The 17,528-nt window shown below is 75.6% G+C and carries 16 protein-coding genes; 9 read left to right on the top strand and 7 right to left on the bottom strand.

From position 1 onward, the window contains the following. Positions 1 to 5: 5 nt before the first annotated feature. Together ACIPLC_RS29600 and ACIPLC_RS29595 are read right to left on the bottom strand one after the other, a co-directional pair. Positions 6 to 293, bottom strand: coding sequence for a hypothetical protein (locus ACIPLC_RS29600; protein ID WP_400476084.1), 288 nt, complete (start codon positions 291 to 293; stop codon positions 6 to 8). A gap of 44 nt (positions 294 to 337) precedes the next feature. Then, positions 338 to 1,327, bottom strand: coding sequence for a Ku protein (locus ACIPLC_RS29595; RefSeq protein WP_400476083.1), 990 nt, complete (start codon positions 1,325 to 1,327; stop codon positions 338 to 340). A gap of 161 nt (positions 1,328 to 1,488) precedes the next feature. Between ACIPLC_RS29595 and ACIPLC_RS29590 the strand changes: the two genes are divergently transcribed. The 3 genes from ACIPLC_RS29590 (at position 1,489) to ACIPLC_RS29580 (ending at position 4,755) form a co-directional block, all read left to right on the top strand. Continuing rightward, on the top strand, positions 1,489 to 1,713 hold the full coding sequence (locus tag ACIPLC_RS29590; protein WP_400476082.1) for a hypothetical protein: 225 nt from the start codon (positions 1,489 to 1,491) through the stop codon (positions 1,711 to 1,713). Positions 1,714 to 1,956: 243 nt separating this feature from the next. Further along, the gene (locus tag ACIPLC_RS29585; protein WP_400476081.1) at positions 1,957 to 3,399 is read left to right on the top strand and encodes an amino acid permease; all 1,443 of its coding nucleotides are present in this window, start codon (positions 1,957 to 1,959) and stop codon (positions 3,397 to 3,399) included. A 165-nt stretch (positions 3,400 to 3,564) separates the two neighbouring features. Continuing rightward, positions 3,565 to 4,755 (top strand): helix-turn-helix domain-containing protein, encoded by a 1,191-nt coding sequence (locus tag ACIPLC_RS29580; RefSeq protein ID WP_400476080.1) that lies wholly within the window; start codon positions 3,565 to 3,567, stop codon positions 4,753 to 4,755. 87 nt (positions 4,756 to 4,842) lie between these two features. Here the strand turns inward: ACIPLC_RS29580 and ACIPLC_RS29575 are convergent, their stop codons facing one another. Next, the gene (locus tag ACIPLC_RS29575) at positions 4,843 to 5,640 is read right to left on the bottom strand and encodes a serine protease (RefSeq protein ID WP_400476079.1); all 798 of its coding nucleotides are present in this window, start codon (positions 5,638 to 5,640) and stop codon (positions 4,843 to 4,845) included. A gap of 142 nt (positions 5,641 to 5,782) precedes the next feature. On the opposite strand from ACIPLC_RS29575, the gene ACIPLC_RS29570 reads away from it, so the two are divergent. The 4 genes from ACIPLC_RS29570 to ACIPLC_RS29555 all read left to right on the top strand — a co-directional run bounded on the left by ACIPLC_RS29570 (position 5,783) and on the right by ACIPLC_RS29555 (position 12,205). Then, positions 5,783 to 6,655 carry an EI24 domain-containing protein gene (locus ACIPLC_RS29570; RefSeq protein WP_400476078.1) on the top strand — a complete coding sequence of 291 codons (873 nt, stop codon included), beginning with the start codon at positions 5,783 to 5,785 and terminating at the stop codon, positions 6,653 to 6,655. Positions 6,656 to 7,194: 539 nt separating this feature from the next. After that, positions 7,195 to 7,869, top strand: coding sequence for a lytic transglycosylase domain-containing protein (locus ACIPLC_RS29565; RefSeq protein WP_400476077.1), 675 nt, complete (start codon positions 7,195 to 7,197; stop codon positions 7,867 to 7,869). 225 nt (positions 7,870 to 8,094) lie between these two features. Then, a complete protein-coding gene (locus ACIPLC_RS29560; RefSeq protein WP_400476076.1) occupies positions 8,095 to 9,108 on the top strand; it encodes a glycosyltransferase family 2 protein in 1,014 nt (337 codons plus the stop codon). 175 nt (positions 9,109 to 9,283) lie between these two features. Further along, positions 9,284 to 12,205: an FAD-binding and (Fe-S)-binding domain-containing protein gene (locus ACIPLC_RS29555; protein WP_400476075.1), complete on the top strand. Its 2,922-nt coding sequence runs from the start codon at positions 9,284 to 9,286 to the stop codon at positions 12,203 to 12,205. Positions 12,206 to 12,263: 58 nt separating this feature from the next. On the opposite strand, the gene ACIPLC_RS29550 is transcribed toward ACIPLC_RS29555, so the two are convergent. Both ACIPLC_RS29550 and ACIPLC_RS29545 read right to left on the bottom strand, forming a co-directional pair. Then, positions 12,264 to 12,734 (bottom strand): CBS domain-containing protein, encoded by a 471-nt coding sequence (locus ACIPLC_RS29550; protein ID WP_400476074.1) that lies wholly within the window; start codon positions 12,732 to 12,734, stop codon positions 12,264 to 12,266. Between the two features lie 77 nt (positions 12,735 to 12,811). Beyond that, on the bottom strand, positions 12,812 to 13,783 hold the full coding sequence (locus ACIPLC_RS29545) for an SPFH domain-containing protein (RefSeq protein ID WP_400476073.1): 972 nt from the start codon (positions 13,781 to 13,783) through the stop codon (positions 12,812 to 12,814). 171 nt (positions 13,784 to 13,954) lie between these two features. On the opposite strand from ACIPLC_RS29545, the gene ACIPLC_RS29540 reads away from it, so the two are divergent. Beyond that, complete coding sequence (locus ACIPLC_RS29540) at positions 13,955 to 14,734, top strand: uracil-DNA glycosylase (protein WP_400476072.1); 780 nt, start codon at positions 13,955 to 13,957, stop codon at positions 14,732 to 14,734. Positions 14,735 to 14,818: 84 nt separating this feature from the next. Here ACIPLC_RS29540 and ACIPLC_RS29535 read toward each other — a convergent pair whose 3' ends face one another. Then, complete coding sequence (locus tag ACIPLC_RS29535) at positions 14,819 to 15,592, bottom strand: SDR family NAD(P)-dependent oxidoreductase (protein ID WP_400476071.1); 774 nt, start codon at positions 15,590 to 15,592, stop codon at positions 14,819 to 14,821. Positions 15,593 to 15,708: 116 nt separating this feature from the next. On the opposite strand from ACIPLC_RS29535, the gene ACIPLC_RS29530 reads away from it, so the two are divergent. Continuing rightward, on the top strand, positions 15,709 to 16,575 hold the full coding sequence (locus ACIPLC_RS29530) for a helix-turn-helix transcriptional regulator (RefSeq protein WP_400476070.1): 867 nt from the start codon (positions 15,709 to 15,711) through the stop codon (positions 16,573 to 16,575). Here ACIPLC_RS29530 and ACIPLC_RS29525 read toward each other — a convergent pair. Then, positions 16,572 to 17,459 (bottom strand): CHAD domain-containing protein, encoded by an 888-nt coding sequence (locus ACIPLC_RS29525; RefSeq protein ID WP_400476069.1) that lies wholly within the window; start codon positions 17,457 to 17,459, stop codon positions 16,572 to 16,574. The two genes, ACIPLC_RS29530 and ACIPLC_RS29525, sit on opposite strands and share 4 nt — an antisense overlap. Positions 17,460 to 17,528: the final 69 nt, after the last annotated feature.

The following is a 17,528-nucleotide window of genomic DNA, read 5'->3' as shown; positions in this document are numbered from 1 at the left end:
CCGGGTCAGGGCGCCACCCGGTGCCTGCCCCGGCCGGGCGTCATCCAGCGGGCGACCACGCCGACCAGGGCGAGGACGGTCGCTCCCCAGACGATGGCCATCACCACCAGCATCGGCAGCCAGCTCACCTGGGCGCCGACCATGCCCAGGCCGAGCGAGAGCGCGACCATGAACACCACGGCGGTCGGGTTGAGGCCGAGCAGCCAGTGCCAGGCCCGCTGCACCGGGCTCCGGTGCTGCGGGGCCTCGGGGTCGGTGTCGGTGTCGAGTTCCTTGTACGTCAGCAGGTCCATCGGGATCGCCTCCGGTTCTCGGGGGGCTGCCGGATCCGCGGGGCTCAGGAGGCCTTGCGCGGAGCCGTGGTCTTTCCGGTCGCGGACTTTCCGGTCGCGGTCGTGGTCTTTCCGGTCGCGGTCTTCTTCGCCGCGCCGGCCTTCCTGGCGGCGGCCGCCGGGGCGGCGGGCTTCTCGGCCGGGGCCCGCTTGCGGGGCGCGGGCCGCTCCTCCTCCGGTTCGGGAGCGGCCGGTTCGGGCCCGGCGGCACGCCTCCGCCCGCCCTTGGCCTGTTTGAGGCTGCTGCGCAGCGCCTCCATCAGGTCGATCACGTTGTCCGGCGCCTCGCCCGGCTCCTCCTCGTGCGGGAGCTCGACGCCCTCCAGCCGGGCCGTGATCACCTGCTGCAACGCCTGCTGGTAGTCGTCGTGCAACTGGGCGAGGTCGAAGTCCTCGGAGAGGGTGTCCATCAGCGACCGCGCCATCTTGAGCTCCTGCGGCCGGACGGTGACGTCATCCTCGGGCGCGATGCCGGCCGCGGGGCGGACCTCGTCGGGCCAGATGCAGGTCTGCAGCACCAGCGTGCCGTCGTGCACCCGCAGCACCGCCGGGGATTCCCGGGTGCGCAGCGCGATCTTGGTGACGGCGATCTGCCCGGACTCGGTGAGCGCGTCGCGCAGCAGGGCGTACGGCTTGGCGGCGGCCTGGTCGGCGACGCCCACGTAGTAGGCCTTGGAGAACATCAGCGGGTCGATCTCGCCGGCGTCCACGAAGGCCAGCACGTCGATGATCTTCTTGCTGGGCAGCGGCAGGTCGGCGAGGTCCTCGTCGGTGAGCGTGACGGTGCGGCCGTCGGGGGACTCGTAGCCCTTGGCGATCTCCGCGTACGGGACCTCCTTCTCCTCCCGCTCGCAGTACCGCTTCATCCGCACCCGTCCGCCGTCCTTGGCGTGCACCTGGTGCAGCGGGACGTCGTGTTCCTGGGTGGCCGAGTAGAGGTGGACGGGGATGCTGACCAGCCCGAAGCTGATCGTCCCCTTCCAGGTGGTCTGCATGGGGTCGCTCCTTCCCGGAGGTTCCCGTTCCCGGAGGTTCCCGCCCGGCGGGGCGTCCTCGCGCCGAGGACGTGCCGAGAATCCCACTGTGCCCGGGTTTGCCCCGATCGGCCACACCGGGCCGGGATCGGGCCGACAATGGGCCGAGGAGGTCGATGCCGATGACCGTCCGACGTCGCGGGCAGGGCGCGCCGCCGCCACCGGAGCGGACCGCGTACCGGGTGGTGTACGCGGTGCGGGGCGAGACCGGCGTGCGGCGGGCGGAGGTCGAGGTGGTGCCCGGGTACTCGCAGGAGGGCGACATCCCCCGGATCCTGGCGGCGCGCCTGACCGGCCGGCCGGCGGACGCGGCGCGGATCACCGTGCTGGAGCTGCGCGGGCCGTGAGCCGCGACAGGGCCCGGAACGCCGCCGAACCACTGGCAATGCGTCAGATTTGAGCTTTTCGCACTGCTTGTCCACCCATTCTGACCTGGCCTTTCGCGTCCGGTGAGCGAACAGTTACCGAAGTGCTGTTCCGATAAGCGGCCGAAGAAGTTAGGTTGCACCGCAATGCGCGGGTCCGTCCCCCACCCTCCGGCGCAACGAGCCGAGGGTCGCGCCGCGCGGGAAAGGCACAGGGCTCATCTGATGAGTGCGGACACCACCAAGCCTGCGGCAGCCGCCCAGGCCCCCCACCAGGCCGGGCCGCCCGGGCACGGCGGCGGCGAGGGCCACCTGAAGGCCGGGCTCAAGAACCGCCACCTGTCGATGATCGCCATCGGCGGGGTGATCGGCGCCGGTCTGTTCGTCGGCTCCGGCGCGGGCATCGCCTCCACCGGGCCGGGCATCCTGCTCTCCTACACGCTGGCCGGGGTGCTGGTCGTCCTGGTGATGCGGATGCTCGGCGAGATGGCGGCGGCCGACCCGCAGAGCGGCTCGTTCTCGGCGTACGCGGACCGCGCGCTCGGCCGCTGGGCCGGGTTCAGCATCGGCTGGCTGTACTGGTTCTTCTGGGTCGTGGTGCTCGCGGTGGAGGCCACCGCCGGCGCGAAGATCCTCAACGGCTGGATGCCCGGCGTGCCGCAGTGGGCGTTCGCGCTGCTCGTGATGGCGGTGCTGACCGCCACCAACCTGTTCTCGGTGGCCTCCTACGGCGAGTTCGAGTTCTGGTTCGCCGGGATCAAGGTGGTGGCGATCGCCGCGTTCCTGGTGATCGCCACGCTCGCGGTCTTCGGCGTGCTGCCCGGCACCCACGCGGTCGGCACCAGCAATCTGACCGGCCACGGCGGCTTCCTGCCGCACGGCGTGGGCGCGGTGTTCACCGGCATGCTCACGGTGGTCTTCGCCTTCATGGGCAGTGAGATCGTCACCCTGGCCGCGGGCGAGTCGGAGGACCCGGAGCGCGCGGTCAGCAAGGCCACCAACAGCGTGATCTGGCGCATCGGCATCTTCTACCTGGGCTCGATCCTGCTCGTGGTCACCCTACTGCCGTGGGACTCGGACGCCGTCAAGGGCAGCCCGTACGTGGCGGTGCTGGAGCACGTGGGCATCCCGGGCGCCGGCCAGGTGATGAACGTGATCGTGCTGACGGCCGTGCTGTCCTGCCTCAACTCCGGGATGTACACGGCCTCCCGGATGGCCTTCTCGCTCGGCCAGCGCGGGGACGCGCCCAGGGCCTTCGCGACCGTGACCAACCGGGGCGTGCCGCGGGTGGCCATCCTCTCCTCGGTGGTCTTCGGCTTCGTCGCGGTGTTCTTCAACTACACCTCGCCGGACACGGTGTTCGCGTTCCTGCTCAACTCCTCCGGCGCGGTTGCGCTCTTCGTCTGGCTGGTGATCTGCTTCTCCCAGCTGCGGATGCGCCGGATCATCGAGCGGGAGACTCCCGAGCGGCTGACCGTCCGCATGTGGCTGTACCCCTACCTGACCTGGACGGCCATCGGCATGATCGGGTTCGTGGTGGCGTACATGTTCACCGACGCCGACGGGCGCAAGCAGATGTACCTGTCGCTGGTCGCCGCGGCGATCGTGCTCGCGGCCTCGGCCGTGGTGGGCCGACGGCGGCGGGCCGCGGTGGCAGCGGGGTCCTGACCCGCCCGCGCCGCGCGACGGTGCCGGGCCCGGGAGCCGTTGCGGAGGCTCCCGGGCCCGGTGTCGTTCCGGGGATACGAACCACAGTTTGACGATGGCACGTCAACGGGGATACCTGGGCATGGCGCTCCCCCACGAGCGCTCCCCCACCCCCCGGGAGACCCCTTGCCACCCCTCCCCGCCCCCGCGTCCGCGCGCCTGCGCTTCGGCCACCGGCTGCGCCACTGGCGCGAGGCCCGCGGACTCAGCCAGGCCGAACTCGGCCGCCTGCTCGGCTACCACAACTCACTGATCAGCCGAGTGGAGAACGCCCGCCGCTGGCCACCGCCTGGCCTCCCCGCCCGGGCCGACGAACTCCTGCTCACCGGAGGCGAGTTGGCCGCCCTCTGGCAACCCGTCCGACAGGAGCGGGAGTACCTCGGCGAACTCGCCGCCCCCACCCTGCCGCCCCTCGGCGAGACCGGGGCGGGCCCCCCGACGGGCCGACCGGACGCCGCCACCTTCGCCGTGCTCGGCCACCTGCTCGACGTCTACCGCGCGGCCGCCGCCCACACCGGCGGCGAACAGCTGGCCGCCGTCCTCGAACACCACGCCCGCACCCTGGCCGCCTGGCAGCACGCCGCCCCGCGCGAGACCGCCCCCGCCGTCCGCTCGCTCGCCGCCCGCTACGCCGAACTCGCCGGCTGGGCCCACTTCGAGGGCGACCGCCGCACCCGCGCACTCGGCTGGTACACGGCCGGGCTGGAGTGGGCCCGCGCCGCCGACGACCAGCCGACCACGGCCGCCCTGCTCGCCCGGCAGAGCACGCTGCACTGGTGGAGCGGCGCCCCGGCCACCGCACTCGCCCTGGCCGAGGCCGCCCACGCCACCGCCCGCACCCTGCCCGGCCTACGGGCCTGGGCCGCCCTCGCCCGGGCGCACGCCCACGCGCTGGCCGGCGCGGCGCCCGAGGCGTGGCGGGCGCTGGCGGAGGCCGAACGGCTGACCGAGGCCGCCCTGCGGGCCGGCGAGCCGGTGCCCGGGGCCGCCCGGGCCGCCCTGGTGCTGGGCGTCGCGCACGGCACCTGCCACCGGGACCTCGCCCTGCGCACCGGCCGCACCGCCCACGCGCACGCGGCGGTGGCCCACCTGGGCGCCGCCCTGGGGCGCCTGGACGAGGCCGTCCACCCGCACTACCACGCACTGGTCGCCGGCCGCCTCGCCGGGGCGTACGCCCGGGCCGGGCGCCACGAGGCCGCGGCCGCCGTACTCTCCCGGCTGCCGCCGGACGCCACCGGGCGGATCGCCTACGAGCGGCGCCGGGCCCGGTCATGGCTGGGCGGTTCAACGGCGCACCGGCCCCCGGCGGACGGCTGAGCGCCCGAGCGCCTGAGCGCTGAGTGCCTGAGCGCCTGAGCGCCTGAGCGCCCGGGGAGGCTCCCCCGGGCACTCAGGCGGTCGGTGTCAGAGCCCGGCCGCAGCCGCAGCGATGTCGGCCGCGTAGGTGCTCACCTTGGTGTAGACGCCCGGGTAGCCGGGCCGGGCGCAGCCGCTGCCCCAGCTGACGATGCCGACCTGGACCCAGCGGCCGGCCGCGTCCCGGTGGACCATCGGCCCGCCGGAGTCGCCCTGGCAGGTGTCGACGCCGCCCTGGTCGACGTAGCCCGCGCAGAGCGAGGCCGCGCCGTTCAGGCCCGGGTAGGCGCTGGCGCAGGCGGCGCCGTCGACGAACGGCACGGTGGCCTTGAGCAGGTAGCGCTGCTGCGCACCGCCCTCGGTCGCGGCGCCCCAGCCCATGATGGTGAAGGTGCCGCTGTCGTAGGCGGTGGAGTCGGTGGTCGGCAGCGTGCTCGCCTGGCTGCCGCCGACCGGCGAGGCCAGCTTGATCAGCGCCCAGTCGTCACCGCTCTCCGCGCTGGAGAAGCCGGGCGCCTGGTAGACGTACGACGAGTTGACCTTGACCGCGCTTCCGCTGCGCAGGTCGACCACGCCGGCGGTCGCGGTGATGCTGGTGTCGGCGCCGGTGCCGTTGACGCAGTGGGCGGCGGTGAGCACGATCTGCGGGGTGTAGAGCGCGCCGCCGCAGCCCATCGAGAGCCGCACCACGAACGGGAACTCACCCTGCGCCGCCCGCGTGCCGCCGACCACGCCCGGCGAGGACGCCGAGGGTGCGGGCGAGGCGGCGGCGGGCAGCACCAGCGCACCGGCGCCGAGCACCAGGGCGGCCAACAGTGCTATGAATCTGCCGAATTGACGCTTCATCAGTCTCCTCCATGACAGGTCGGGGAGCACCGAGGGTGGCCCGGCGGGCGGCGCGGCAGGAGGGGACCGGCCCTGCCGGTCGAAACTGGCAGGAACACGGCAATGCGGGGTTCCGGACCGGGAAGCCCTAGGGTGATCGCCCATGCGAGATCTTGTGGCGGGGATGAAGTGCCTGGTCGGGGGCCAGAAGTGGGTGGGCCGGCACGGCCGCTGGTGGGGCTTCGGCATGCTGCCCGCGCTGCTCACCCTGGCCGGGTACGCCGTCGCGCTCGCCTTCCTCGGCGGCTGGTCGAAGGACCTCGCCGACTGGGCCACCCCGTTCGCCGACCACTGGAGCTCGCCCTGGCAGGGCCTGTTGCGCGACGCGCTCGCCGCGATCGCCTTCGGCGGCGGCCTGCTGCTCTCGCTGCTCACCTTCACCGCCGTCACGCTGACGGTCGGACAGCCCTTCTACGAGGCGCTGTGCGCGAAGGTCGACGAGACCGAGGGCGGTGCGCCCACCCCGCCGGAGACGCCGCTGTGGCGCGAGCTGGTGATCGCGGTACGGGACAGCGCGTACGTCCTGCTGCGGGTGGCCGCGTTCGGCGTGGTGCTGTTCGGCTGCGGCTTCATCCCGGTGATCGGGCAGACGGTGGTGCCCGCGCTCGGCTTCCTGGTGTCCGGCTTCTTCCTGACCGTCGAGCTGACGGCCGTCGCCCTCCAGCGGCGCGGGGTGCCGCAGCGCGAACGGATCCGGCTGCTGCGCTCCCGGCCCGGGCTGGCGCTGGGCTTCGGCACGCCGCTGATCCTGGCGTTCCTGGTTCCGCTGGTGACGGTGCTCGCCATGCCGGGGGCCGTCGCGGGCGCCACCCTGCTGGCCCGCGACCTGGCCCCGCCGACGCGGCGGCCGGAGCGGGCCCCGGAGCAGGAGCCGGAACCGTCCGCGGCCCCGGAACCGGCTGCGGCGCCGCGGCCCGCGCCCCCGGCCGCCGCGTCGGCGGGGCCCGCCGCCGGGAACCCGTACGCGGCTTCCTGAAGCGGTGAGCGGGCGGTCACCCTGCGCCGATCCCGACCGGCCGGACGTGTGAGGCCGCCCACACGGGGTTCGCCGTCTACGGTCCCCGATAGTGGATGCCTGCGGCCTAGGCGTCGGGCGGCCGCCCGGCGCGGGCTCCCGCCCCGCCGCCGGATGCCGGGATGGCCCTGAAGAACGCAGGCCACCACACCTCGCACCCTCACGATCCGCCCGCGCCATCGGCCTCCGACCCGCAAACACGCAAGTCGGACAAATTCTCCCAAAACAGCCACCGTGGCACGCCGTGACCGCCCCGCGGCTACTACCCGCCGTAGTGGCACCTGCCTTTGCCACCCGTCCCCGGCCCTGCCAAGAATGGCCCGTCGCCAGGCAGCGCAGCCGGCCCCGTCCGCCGCGCAGCCGACCCGCCCCGCCGCTTCCGCCGGGGCGCCACGGCCGTCCCGGACGGCCGCGCGGGCCCCGCTCCCCCGGGCGCCCGTGCGATGCCCCGCACCCGGTGCCACCGGCACGGCCCCCGACGGAAAAGGATTGTCCGCTTCATGCAGCTCAGCCATGCCCGCCGCAACTCCCTGATCACCGGCATCGCCACCCTCGTCGTCGCGAGCGCCGCCACCGCCGCCCTCGCCCTCCCGCAGGCCGGGAACACCGCCGAGGTCGCCGCCCCCGCGGCCGCCGTCACGACGGACGGCCAGGCGGTCACCGACCAGGCCCAGGCTGACACCGCTGCCGCTGCCGCTGCCGACCAGGCCGCTCAGGACGCCCAGGCGCAGGCCCAGGCGCAGGCGCAGGCCGAGGCGGAGTCCGCCGCCCAGGCGCAGGCCGAGGCCGAGGCGAAGGCCCAGGCGGACGCCAAGGCCAAGGCCGACGCGGACGCCGCCGCCTCCCGCTCCCAGGCACGCCAGAACCTCACCGCCGCCCCGGCCCTCACCGGCAGCCCGCAGCAGATCGCCGCGCAGCTCGTCCCGGCCGGCCAGCTCCAGTGCTTCAGCAACATCGTGGCCCGCGAGAGCAGTTGGAACCACCTCGCCGTCAACGCCTCCTCCGGCGCGTACGGCCTGGTCCAGGCGCTGCCCGGCACCAAGATGGCCTCGGCCGGCGCCGACTGGCGCACCAACCCGGCCACCCAGATCAAGTGGGGCCTGGACTACATGAACTCCCGCTACGGCAGTCCCTGCGCCGCCTGGTCGTTCTGGCAGAACCACCACTGGTACTGAGCCTCGGCCGCCAGTCCTCGGCACGCCCCGGGCCCGCGACGCACCACGCGCGCGGGCCCGGGCGCGTTTCGTCCGCCGCGGACGCGCCCGGCGGGCTGTCGTGGACGCGCCCGGCAGGCCGCGTGAAGATATGGCGTACGGTCGTACGATTTGCCGGGGATTGCTCGGAATTACGCACCGTCAGGGCTTTGCCACGGTCAGCGCGTCCTCTTACGCTCCGGCGTCATGCCCTCACCCCTCATCAGCGTCGTGATCCCCGCCTACGACCAGCAGAAACAGCTCGCGGACTGCCTGGACTCCCTGCTCGCGCAGTCCCTCCAGGACGTCGAGGTGATCGTGGTCGCCGACCGCTCCCCCGACACCGCGGGCGAGCTCGCCGACGCGTACGCGGCCCGGCACCCGAGGCTGTCGGTCCTGCACCTCAACGCGGCGGTCGGGGTCGGGGTGAACCGGAACGCGGGGGCGGCGCGGGCGGCCGGCGAGTACCTGCTGTTCCTGGACGCCGACCACCAGCTGCCCCGGGACGCCTTGCAGACCCTCGCCGACCGGCTCCGGCAGACCGGCCCGGTGGACCTGCTGCTGTTCGGCCACTCCCGCCGACACAACGACCGGGACTGGCCGGGCGGGGCGGAGGCGCTGCTCGCCGAGGCCGGCCCCGAGGTGTTCGAGCCCTTCGACCGGCCCGCCCTGTTCGGCGCGCCGCCGCTGGCCTGGGACCGGCTGATCCGCCGCGGCCACTGGGAGGAGCTGCGGCTGGCCTTCCCCGACGGCCGGTACGAGGAGATCCCGGTGGTGTTCGCCGCGCTGCTCGGCACCCGCCGGGTCGCCGTGCTGGCGCGCGAGTGCGTGCAGCTGCGCCGCCGGGAGACCGTCCACCCGACCGGCTCCCCGGGCAGCAGCGTGTTCGACCTCTTCGAGCAGTACGAGCGCAGCTTCGCGCTGCTGGAGGACCAGCCGCACCTGTACGCGGTGCGGGACGCGCTGTTCGTCCGGATGATCCGGCACTACCTGTTCGTCTTCGACCTGGCCGGGTGCGTCACCCGCGCCGAGCGGCCGCAGTTCTTCCACCGGGCCGCCGAACACCACCGGCGCTTCCTGCCGCCCGGCCACCGGCGGCCGGGCGGCCGCGAGGGGATCAAGTTCTCGCTGCTGGCCGGCGGCGCCTACCCGGCGTTCGAGATGGCCAAGCTCTCCCACATCGCCCGCAGTACGCTCACCGGGTCCGGCCGGCAGAAGTAGCCCGGGCCCCGGCGGGCGCGGGACCGCCGTCCACGGCCGGCGCGGCGGCGCGATCGCCCCGCACGGCCGCCGGCTGACACCCCATCGGCGGTAGACCGGGGTGGCCGGTACCCCTGCGGGCGCGCGACTGCCATGATCGGCCGAAGCCGTCGCCGCACCCGCCCGGAGGTCCCTGGTGAGCCGTCCGTCCGCCGTCCCCGGGGCCGAGCTGGCCCGCGAACTGGCCGCCGTGCTGCGCGGGGAGGTCCGCTTCGGCACCGCCGAGCGGACCGTCTACAGCCACGACGCGTCCAACTACCGCCAGCTGCCGCTCGGCGTGGTCAAACCCGCCGACCTCGACGACGTCCGCACCACCCTCGCGCTCTGCCGCCAGTACGGCGTGCCGGTGGTATCGCGCGGGGCGGGCACCAGCATCGGCGGGCAGGCGATCGGCCCGGGCGCGGTGGTGCTGGACTTCCGCCGCCACCTCGGCGCGGTCCTGGACGTCGATCCGCAGGCCCGCACCGCCCGGGTCCAGCCGGGCGCCGTCCTGGACGACCTCCAGCGCGCCGCCCGGCCGCACGGGCTGCGCTTCGGCCCCGACCCGTCCACGCACAGCCGCTGCACCCTCGGCGGCATGATCGGCAACGACTCCTGCGGCGCGCACTCGCTCGCCTGGGGACGCACCTCGGACAACGTCGAGCGGCTGGACCTGCTGCTCGCGGACGGCACCGAGCTGACCGTGGGCGGCCGGCTCACCCCGGAGGAACGCGCCGCCCTCCGCACCCTGCCCGGGCGCCCCGGTGAACTCCACCGGCAGCTCCAGGAGTTCACCGACCGCAACCTCGCCGCCATCCGCCAGGGCCTGCCCGCATTGCCACGCCGCACCTCCGGCTACCCGCTGGACGCCCTGCTGCCCGAACACGGCCACGACCTGGCCCGCGCGCTCACCGGCACCGAGGGCACCTGCGCGCTGCTGCTCGGCGCGACCGTCCGGCTGGTCGAGGAGCCGCCCGCGCGCGCCCTGGTGGTGGCCGGCTACCCCGACGAGGGCGCCGCCGCCGACGCCGTCCCCGCGCTGCTGCCACTGGGGCCGCTCACCGCCGAGGGCATGGCCGCCGACCTGATCGCCGCGCTGCTCGCCGCCGGCCCCCGCCCGCCCGCGCTGGACCGGCTGCCCGCGGGCGAGTGCTGGCTCTTCCTGGAGACCGGCGGCGCCACCCCGGTCGAGGCCTACCAGGCCGCCCGCCGGCTCGCCGACGCGGTGCGCCGCGAGCGCGCCGCCTCCGTCTCCCTCGTCACCGACCCCGCCGAGCAGCGCCAGCTGTGGGCCGTCCGGGAGGCAGGCGCCGGCATCGTCACCCGGCTGCCCGGCGGCGGCGAGGCCTGGCCCGGCTGGGAGGACTCCGCCGTCCCGCCCGAGCGCCTCGGCGACTACCTGCGGGACCTGCGCGCCCTGCTGCGCCGGCACAGCCTGCGCGGCGTGCCGTACGGGCACTTCGGCGACGGCTGCGTGCACCTGCGGATCGACTTCCCGCTGGACGAGCCCGCCGGGGTACTGGTCTTCCGGGAGTTCCTGGAGCAGGCCGCCGACCTGGTGGTCTCCTACGGCGGTTCGCTCTCCGGCGAGCACGGCGACGGGCAGGCCCGCGGCGAACTGCTGCCCCGGATGTACCCGCCCGACGTCATCGCCCTGTTCGGCGAGTTCAAACGGATCTGGGATCCGGAGCACCTGCTCAACCCGGGCGCCGTGGTCGACCCGCGCCCGCTCGACGCCGACCTGCGCTTCGTCACCGCCCCGCGCCGCCCGCTGCCGCTCGCCCTCCCGTTCGAACAGGACGGCGGCAGTCTGGCCAAAGCGGTGCACCGCTGCGTCGGCGTCGCCAAGTGCGTGGACCCGAGCACCGGGGTGATGTGCCCCAGCTACATGGCCACCGGCGAGGAGCGGCACTCCACCCGGGGCCGGGCCCGGCTGCTGGCCGAGATGCTGCGCGGCCTGGGGGCACCGCCCGGCCGCCAGGCCGGGGGAGCGATCGCCGACGGCTGGCGCTCGACCGAGGTCCGGGAGGCGCTGGACCTCTGCCTGAGCTGCAAGGGCTGCGCCAGCGACTGCCCGGTCCATGTCGACATGGCGACCTACAAGGCCGAGTTCCTGTACCAGCACTACCGGCACCGCCCGCGCCCGCTCGCCCACTACTCGATGGGCTGGCTGCCGCTCTGGCTGCGGGCGACCGCCCTCGCCCCCGGCGCCGCCAACACCCTCGCCCGCTCCCCGGCCGCCGGGCTGCTCAAGCGGCTCGGCGGGATCGACCGGCGCCGCGTGCTGCCGGTCCTCCCGCCGGAGACCTTCACCCGCTGGTACCGCCGCCACCGCGCCGCGCACCCCGCCCCGGCGGGGGCCCGCCCGGTGCTGCTGTGGCCGGACACCTTCTCCGACCACCTCCAGCCGAACGTGCTGCGCTCCGCCGTCGAGGTGCTGGAGCACCTGGGCTTCGACGTGCGGCTGCCCACCGGCCCGGTCTGCTGCGGCCTGACCTGGTACTCCACCGGCCAACTCGGCACCGCCCGACGGGTGTTGCGGCGCAGCCTGCGGGTGCTGGCCGACGACGGGCTGCCCGCCGACACCCCGGTGGTCGGGATGGACCCGAGCTGCACCGCCACCCTGCGCGAGGACCTGCCCCGGCTGCTCGGCCCGGCCGGCCGCCCGCTCGCCGAACGCACCCGCACCTTCGCCGAGTTCCTCGACCAGTACGCGCCCGACGCCCCGCTCCCCCGGGTCCCGCTGGACGCCGTCACCCAGACCCACTGCCACCAGCACGCCGTCCTCGGCAGCGCCGCCGACCGCCGGGTCGAAGCCCGACTCGGCCTGCACAACCGGGTGCTGGACTCCGGCTGCTGCGGCCTGGCCGGCAACTTCGGCTTCGAGCGGGGCCACTTCGAGGTGTCCGAGGCGATCGCCGAACGCGTCCTGCTCCCCGAGGTCCGGGCCGCCGCCCCCGACACGGTGGTCCTGGCCGACGGCTTCAGCTGCCGCACCCAGATCGCCCAACTCGCCCAGGGGCGGCAGGCCCTGCACCTGGCGGAACTGATCTCCCGGGCGCTGCGGGAACAGCGCTAGGGCGTGCCCCGCCACTCGGGCGCGCGGGCCCGATCCGCCGCCGTCAGCCCCGGCGCCGTCAGGCGCCCGCCTTGGCCGCCTCCTCCGCCGGCGCCTCCGCCGGCGCCTCCTCCGCGCAGACCGCGGACACGAACTCCGCCACCCGGGCCTGCGGCAGCCCGCGCGCGATGTCCGCCTCGCTGATCATCCCGACCAACTTGTGGTCCGGGTGGTTGATCACCGGCAGCCGGCGCACCCGGTACTGCTCCATCACCCGTAGCACCTGCTCCGCGTCCTCGTCCGCCTCCACCGTCATCGGCCGGCCCAGGGCCAGCTCGCCCGCCGTCACCCGGGCCGGGTCACGGCCCTCGGCGACGCAGCGCAGCACGATGTCGCGGTCGGTCACGATGCCCAGCAGCTTGTCGTCCTCCCCGCAGATGGGCAGCGCGCCGACGTGCCGTTCCCGCATGATCCGGGCGGCGGCGGCGAGCGTCTCCTGCTCGCGGATGCACTCCGCGCCCGGGTGCATGATGTCGCTGGCTCTGGTCATGATCCCGCCTCCTGGCCTGGCTTCCGCCCCCCTGTCCATCCTGGTCCGGGCCCGCGGAGGGCGCCACCGGGCACCGGTCAGGCCGTCGGGTCCGGCTCCGCGCGCCCGCCCGGCGCGTCCGCGCCCGGAAGCGGCGACTGGTCCAACAGTTCCTCCAGCGGCGGGAGTTCGTGCTGCGACCGGTCCTGCTCGACCTCCGCCTTCGCTGCCTCCTCCCGCTCCACGGCGGCCCGTTCGGCGGCCTTCGCCGCTGCCGCCGCGGCATTCACCGCGGCCCGCTGCTGGTTGTCCGTCGCGCTGTCCAGGAAGCGCAGCAGCTCCACCGGGAAGGGCAGCACCAGCGTCGAGTTCTTCTCCGCCGCCACCTCCACCACCGTCTGCAGCAGCCGCAGTTGGAGCGCCGCCGGGGTCGCGCTCATCACCGCCGCCGCCTCCGACAACCGGGCCGAGGCCTGGAACTCGCCGTCCGCCGTGATGATCCGCGCCCGCCGCTCCCGCTCGGCCTCCGCCTGCCGGGCGATCGAGCGCTTCATCGACTCCGGCAGCGCGACGTCCTTGATCTCCACCCGGTCGATCTGGACACCCCAGCCCAGTGCCGGGCTGTCGATCATCAACTCCAGCCCCTGGTTGATCGGTTCGCGGTTGGCCAGCAGGTCGTCCAGCTCGCTCTTGCCGATGATCGAGCGCAGCGAGGTCTGCGCCACCTGGGAGATCGCGAAGGTGTAGTCCTGCACGTTGACGGTCGCCCTCACCGGGTCCTCGACCCGGAAGTACACCACCGCGTCCACCCGGACGGTCACGTTGTCCCGGGTGATGCCCTCCTGCGCCGGGATCGGCATCGTCACGATCTGCACGTTCACCTTGCGCAGCTTGTCCGCGATCGGCAGCAGCGCCACCAGCCCGGGCTCGCGCACCTCCTTGCGCACCCGGCCGAAGCGGAACACCACTCCCTTCTGGAACTGCTGGACGACCCGGACGCTCAGACCCGCCCAGATCACCCCCAGCCCGGCCAGCCCCCCGATGGCACCCAGCACCGCATCGACGATCATCGCGGCCTCCTTGCGGCCTCGGCGAGGCCTCCTCGTGCACCAGCCAGCCCCGGCCGTCGCCGACCCGGCCCAGCCGGGGGCCGCCGGAGCAGCTGATTCCACGCTACGCCTGCCCGGGCAGGCCGGCGCAGGGCCGATGCGGGGCCAGAGACGGACCGTAGGATCGTGGCCATGCCGCAGTCCGCCGCCGACGACCCCGGCCACCCCCGCCACCCCGCCGAGGCCGCCGCCCGCGCCACCTCGCTCACCGCGCTGGACCGCGTCGTCACCGACTGCCGGGCCTGCCCGCGCCTGGTCGAGTGGCGCGAGGAGACCGCCCGCACCAAGCGCCGCGCCTACCTGGACTGGGACTACTGGGCCCGCCCGATCCCCGGCTTCGGCCCGCCCGACGCCCCGCTCGTCCTGGTCGGCCTCGCCCCCGCCGCCCACGGCGCCAACCGCACCGGCCGGATCTTCACCGGCGACCCGTCCGGCGACCTGCTCTACGCGGCGCTCCACGACCTCGGGCTCGCCAACCGCCCCGAGTCCGTCCGGTACGGCGACGGCCTGCGTCTGCACGGCGTCCGCATCACCGACCCGGTCCGCTGCGCCCCGCCCGACAACAAGCCCAGCACCGCCGAACGCGACACCTGCCGCCCCTGGATCGCCCGCGAACTCCAGCTGCTGCGCCCCACCGTACGGACCGTCGTCGCCCTCGGCGGCTTCGCCTGGCAGGCCCTCCTGCCCGCCCTGGCGGAGGCCGGCTGGCAGGTCCCCCGGCCCCGCCCCGCCTTCGGCCACGGCGCCCGGGCCACCCTCCCCGCCGCCGACGGCGGCCCCGCCCTCCAGCTGTACGGCTGCTACCACGTGAGCCCGCGCAACACCAACACCGGCCGCCTCACCACCCCCATGCTCCGCGCCCTGCTCCGCACGGCCGCCCGGTCGGCGGGGCTGGAACCGGTTCCGGAGTAGGCCCGGCGGCACCGACCCCCGTACGGCGCCGTCGGGCCCGCCCCCACGCCGACCGGCCCCGCCCCCGGTCGACCGGGCCCGGCCTCAGTCGAACCGCCGGGTCGCGGTGATCCCGCCGTCCACCGGCAACGTCACCCCGGCCACGTACGACGCCCGGTCGCTCAGCAGCCAGGCCGCCGCCTCCGCGATCTCGGTGTCCGAGCCCGCCCGGCCGAGCGGGGTGGAGCGGACCACCAGGGCGTCGAACTCCGGGCCGGACGCGAAGAACCGCTCCGTCGAGGGCGTCCGCACCACCCCGGGCGCGACGGCGTTGACCCGGATGCCGTGCCGGGCGTAGTCGGCGGTGGCCGCCTTCACCAGGCCGGTCAGGCCGTGCTTGGCGGCCTGCTGGACGCCGTCCCCGAAGCCGCCGACCAGCGCGCCCACCCCGGAGTTGAGCACCACCGCGCCGCCGCGCCCGCCCGCCGCCATCGCCCGCAGCTGGGCCCGCAGGCAGAGCCAGCTGCCGCGCAGGTTGAGCGCGTGGGTGTCGTCCCACTCGGCCTCGGAGCGCTCGGCGAGCGGGGCCGGCGACAGGCCGGAGCCCGCGTTGTCGAAGGCCCCGTCCAGTCGGCCGTACGTCGTGAGTGCCGCCCCGACCGTCCGCTCGGCGCCCTCCGCGGTGGTCAGGTCGGCGGCGACGGCCACCGCCCGGGCCCCACCGGCCCGCAGCTCGGCGGCCAGTGCCTCCACCTCGGCGCCGGAGCGGGCGGCGAGCACCAGCAGCGCGCCCTCCCGGGCGAACAGCCGGGCGGCGGCTGCACCGATGCCGCGCCCGGCGCCGGTGACGATCGTGACCTTGTCGTCGAGGAGTCCCATGCGGCGAGCCTCCCGCCGCCCCGCCCGGGCCACCAGCGGCCAGCCCTTCCCAGGACGGGCCGACCAGGGACGGCCAGGTCCTGGCTAACCCCGCCCGGCTGTGGCAGCGTGACCGCATGCCCGAGACCCCGCTGGGCGCGTTCCTGCGCGCCCGCCGCGCCCGCCTCGCGCCCGCCGAGGCGGGCCTGCCCCCCGCCGGGCGCCGCCGGACGCCCGGGCTGCGCCGCGAGGAGGTGGCGGCCCGCGCGGGGATCTCCGCCGACTACTACGCCCGGCTGGAGCAGGGCCGCCAGCGGGTGCCCACCGGCCCCGTCCTCGACGGCATCGCCGAGGCCCTGCAACTGGCCGGGGCGGAGCGCGCCTACCTGCACCGGCTGGCCGCCCGGCACCGCGCACCGGCCGGGGCACCGCCCGAGCCGCCGGCCGTCTCCGCCACCACCCTGGCGCTGCTGGACACCCTGGACGCCGCGCCCGCCTTCGTCACCGGCCCGACCTTCGAACTCCTCGCCTGGAACCGCCCGGCCGGCCTGCTGATGGCCTGGCCGGAACGGCGCCCGCCCCACGAGCGCAACCTGCTCTGGCAGGTGTTCTGCTGCCCGTACGGGGACCGCTCACAGGGCAATCTCGCGGCCACCGGCTCGATCGGCGCCGACCTGGTCGCCTCGCTGCGCGCCCACCACGCGGACCGCCCCGGCGACCGCGGGCTCACCCGCCTGGTCCGGCGGATGTCCTCGGACAGCCCGGCCTTCGCCGCACTGTGGGACCGCCACCGGGCCGGCCCACCCGGCCCCGGCCGGCTCCACATCCGCCACCCGGCGCTGGACACCGATGTCCTGGAGTACACCGTGCTCGCCCTGCCCGAGGAGGGCCGGTACGTCTTCGCCTGCCTCGCCCCACCCGGCAGCCGCGCCCGCCACGCCTTCGCCGCCGCCCACGACACGGCCCCGGCCCACGCAGCGCAGGCCCGCGCAGCCCCGGCCTAGCCGAACCGCAGCAGCTTGCGCCCCGCCGCCCGGCCCCACACCTGCGGCAGCCGGGCCCGGGCCGTCTCAGCGGCGGCGAGCTGGCGCGCGTAGAGCGCCCCGAGGCCGAAGGGTTCGCCGCTGTCGGCGGCCTGCCCGGCGAGGGTTTCGGCGGCGACCACGGCGTCCTGGTGCTCGCCCAGCAGTTCCTGGACGGCCTTCATCCGTTCCGTGTACCGCTGGGCGGCCGCGCCGACCGCCGGGGCGGCGGTCTCACCGGCGTAGCGGGCGCGTTTGGCGGCCTTGCGGGCCTCGTGCAGGGCGCGGTCGCGCTGCTCGGCGGGCCCGGCCTCGGCCTCCAGGGCCGCCCGGACGCGCTCGCCGGTGCGGTGTTGCTCGCGTTCGGCGATCCGGGCCAGCTCGGGGACGGCCGCGCGGGCGGCCCGGCGGCGCAGCGGGGGGTCGGCGAGGAGGGTGGCGAGGGCGTCGGCGAGGGCGCGGCGGCGCGGGCTGTCGAGGGCGGCGAGCACCTCGGGCCAGACCTGCCGGTACTCGGCCCGCCCCCACCGCTCCAGCTCCGCCGCGACCCGCTCCGGCCGGCAGGCGGCGGGCAGTGCGCGGGCCTGGACGGCCAGCCGCTCGGCGAGCACCTCGCGGTCCCGGGCGCGGCCGAGGGCGGCCGCGAGCCAGCGCAGTTCGGCGACCAGGTGGTCGGTGGCCCCGGGGGCGAACAGCCGCCGGAAGGTCCGCAGGGCGCTGCGCAGCCGTCGGCAGGCGACCCGCATCCGGTGCACCGCGTCCGGTTCGTCCGCCCGGACGGCGTCGTCGAGGCCGGCCAGCACCGCCGCCTGGGCTCCGATGCGGTCCAGCAGCGCCTGCCCCACCGTGGCCGTGGGTCGCGCCATGAGCGCTCACCCCCTCGTCGGGGTCGCCGGGAACGCCTTCCAGGCTAGTGAACCCGCCGGCGCGCCGCC

The organism is Kitasatospora sp. NPDC086801, assembly GCF_044745805.1.
In the GTDB taxonomy this organism is placed as follows: Bacteria; Actinomycetota; Actinomycetes; order Streptomycetales; family Streptomycetaceae; genus Kitasatospora.
Note: the sequence above shows the minus strand (reverse complement) of the source record. Positions and strands in the feature narration are given on the sequence as shown.

Bases quoted from the DNA above. Each gene is read 5' to 3' on its own strand.
- ACIPLC_RS29530 (WP_400476070.1), top strand. From the start codon at position 15,709: ATGCCCGAGACCCCGCTGGGCGCGTTCCTGCGCGCCCGCCGCGCCCGC.
- ACIPLC_RS29585 (WP_400476081.1), top strand. From the start codon at position 1,957: ATGAGTGCGGACACCACCAAGCCTGCGGCAGCCGCCCAGGCCCCCCAC.
- ACIPLC_RS29595 (WP_400476083.1), bottom strand. From the start codon at position 1,327: ATGCAGACCACCTGGAAGGGGACGATCAGCTTCGGGCTGGTCAGCATC.
- ACIPLC_RS29565 (WP_400476077.1), top strand. From the start codon at position 7,195: ATGCAGCTCAGCCATGCCCGCCGCAACTCCCTGATCACCGGCATCGCC.
- ACIPLC_RS29550 (WP_400476074.1), bottom strand. From the start codon at position 12,734: ATGACCAGAGCCAGCGACATCATGCACCCGGGCGCGGAGTGCATCCGC.
- ACIPLC_RS29590 (WP_400476082.1), top strand. From the start codon at position 1,489: ATGACCGTCCGACGTCGCGGGCAGGGCGCGCCGCCGCCACCGGAGCGG.
- ACIPLC_RS29570 (WP_400476078.1), top strand. From the start codon at position 5,783: ATGCGAGATCTTGTGGCGGGGATGAAGTGCCTGGTCGGGGGCCAGAAG.
- ACIPLC_RS29545 (WP_400476073.1), bottom strand. From the start codon at position 13,783: ATGATCGTCGATGCGGTGCTGGGTGCCATCGGGGGGCTGGCCGGGCTG.
- ACIPLC_RS29575 (WP_400476079.1), bottom strand. From the start codon at position 5,640: ATGAAGCGTCAATTCGGCAGATTCATAGCACTGTTGGCCGCCCTGGTG.
- ACIPLC_RS29535 (WP_400476071.1), bottom strand. From the start codon at position 15,592: ATGGGACTCCTCGACGACAAGGTCACGATCGTCACCGGCGCCGGGCGC.
- ACIPLC_RS29540 (WP_400476072.1), top strand. From the start codon at position 13,955: ATGCCGCAGTCCGCCGCCGACGACCCCGGCCACCCCCGCCACCCCGCC.
- ACIPLC_RS29525 (WP_400476069.1), bottom strand. From the start codon at position 17,459: ATGGCGCGACCCACGGCCACGGTGGGGCAGGCGCTGCTGGACCGCATC.
- ACIPLC_RS29560 (WP_400476076.1), top strand. From the start codon at position 8,095: ATGCCCTCACCCCTCATCAGCGTCGTGATCCCCGCCTACGACCAGCAG.
- ACIPLC_RS29600 (WP_400476084.1), bottom strand. From the start codon at position 293: ATGGACCTGCTGACGTACAAGGAACTCGACACCGACACCGACCCCGAG.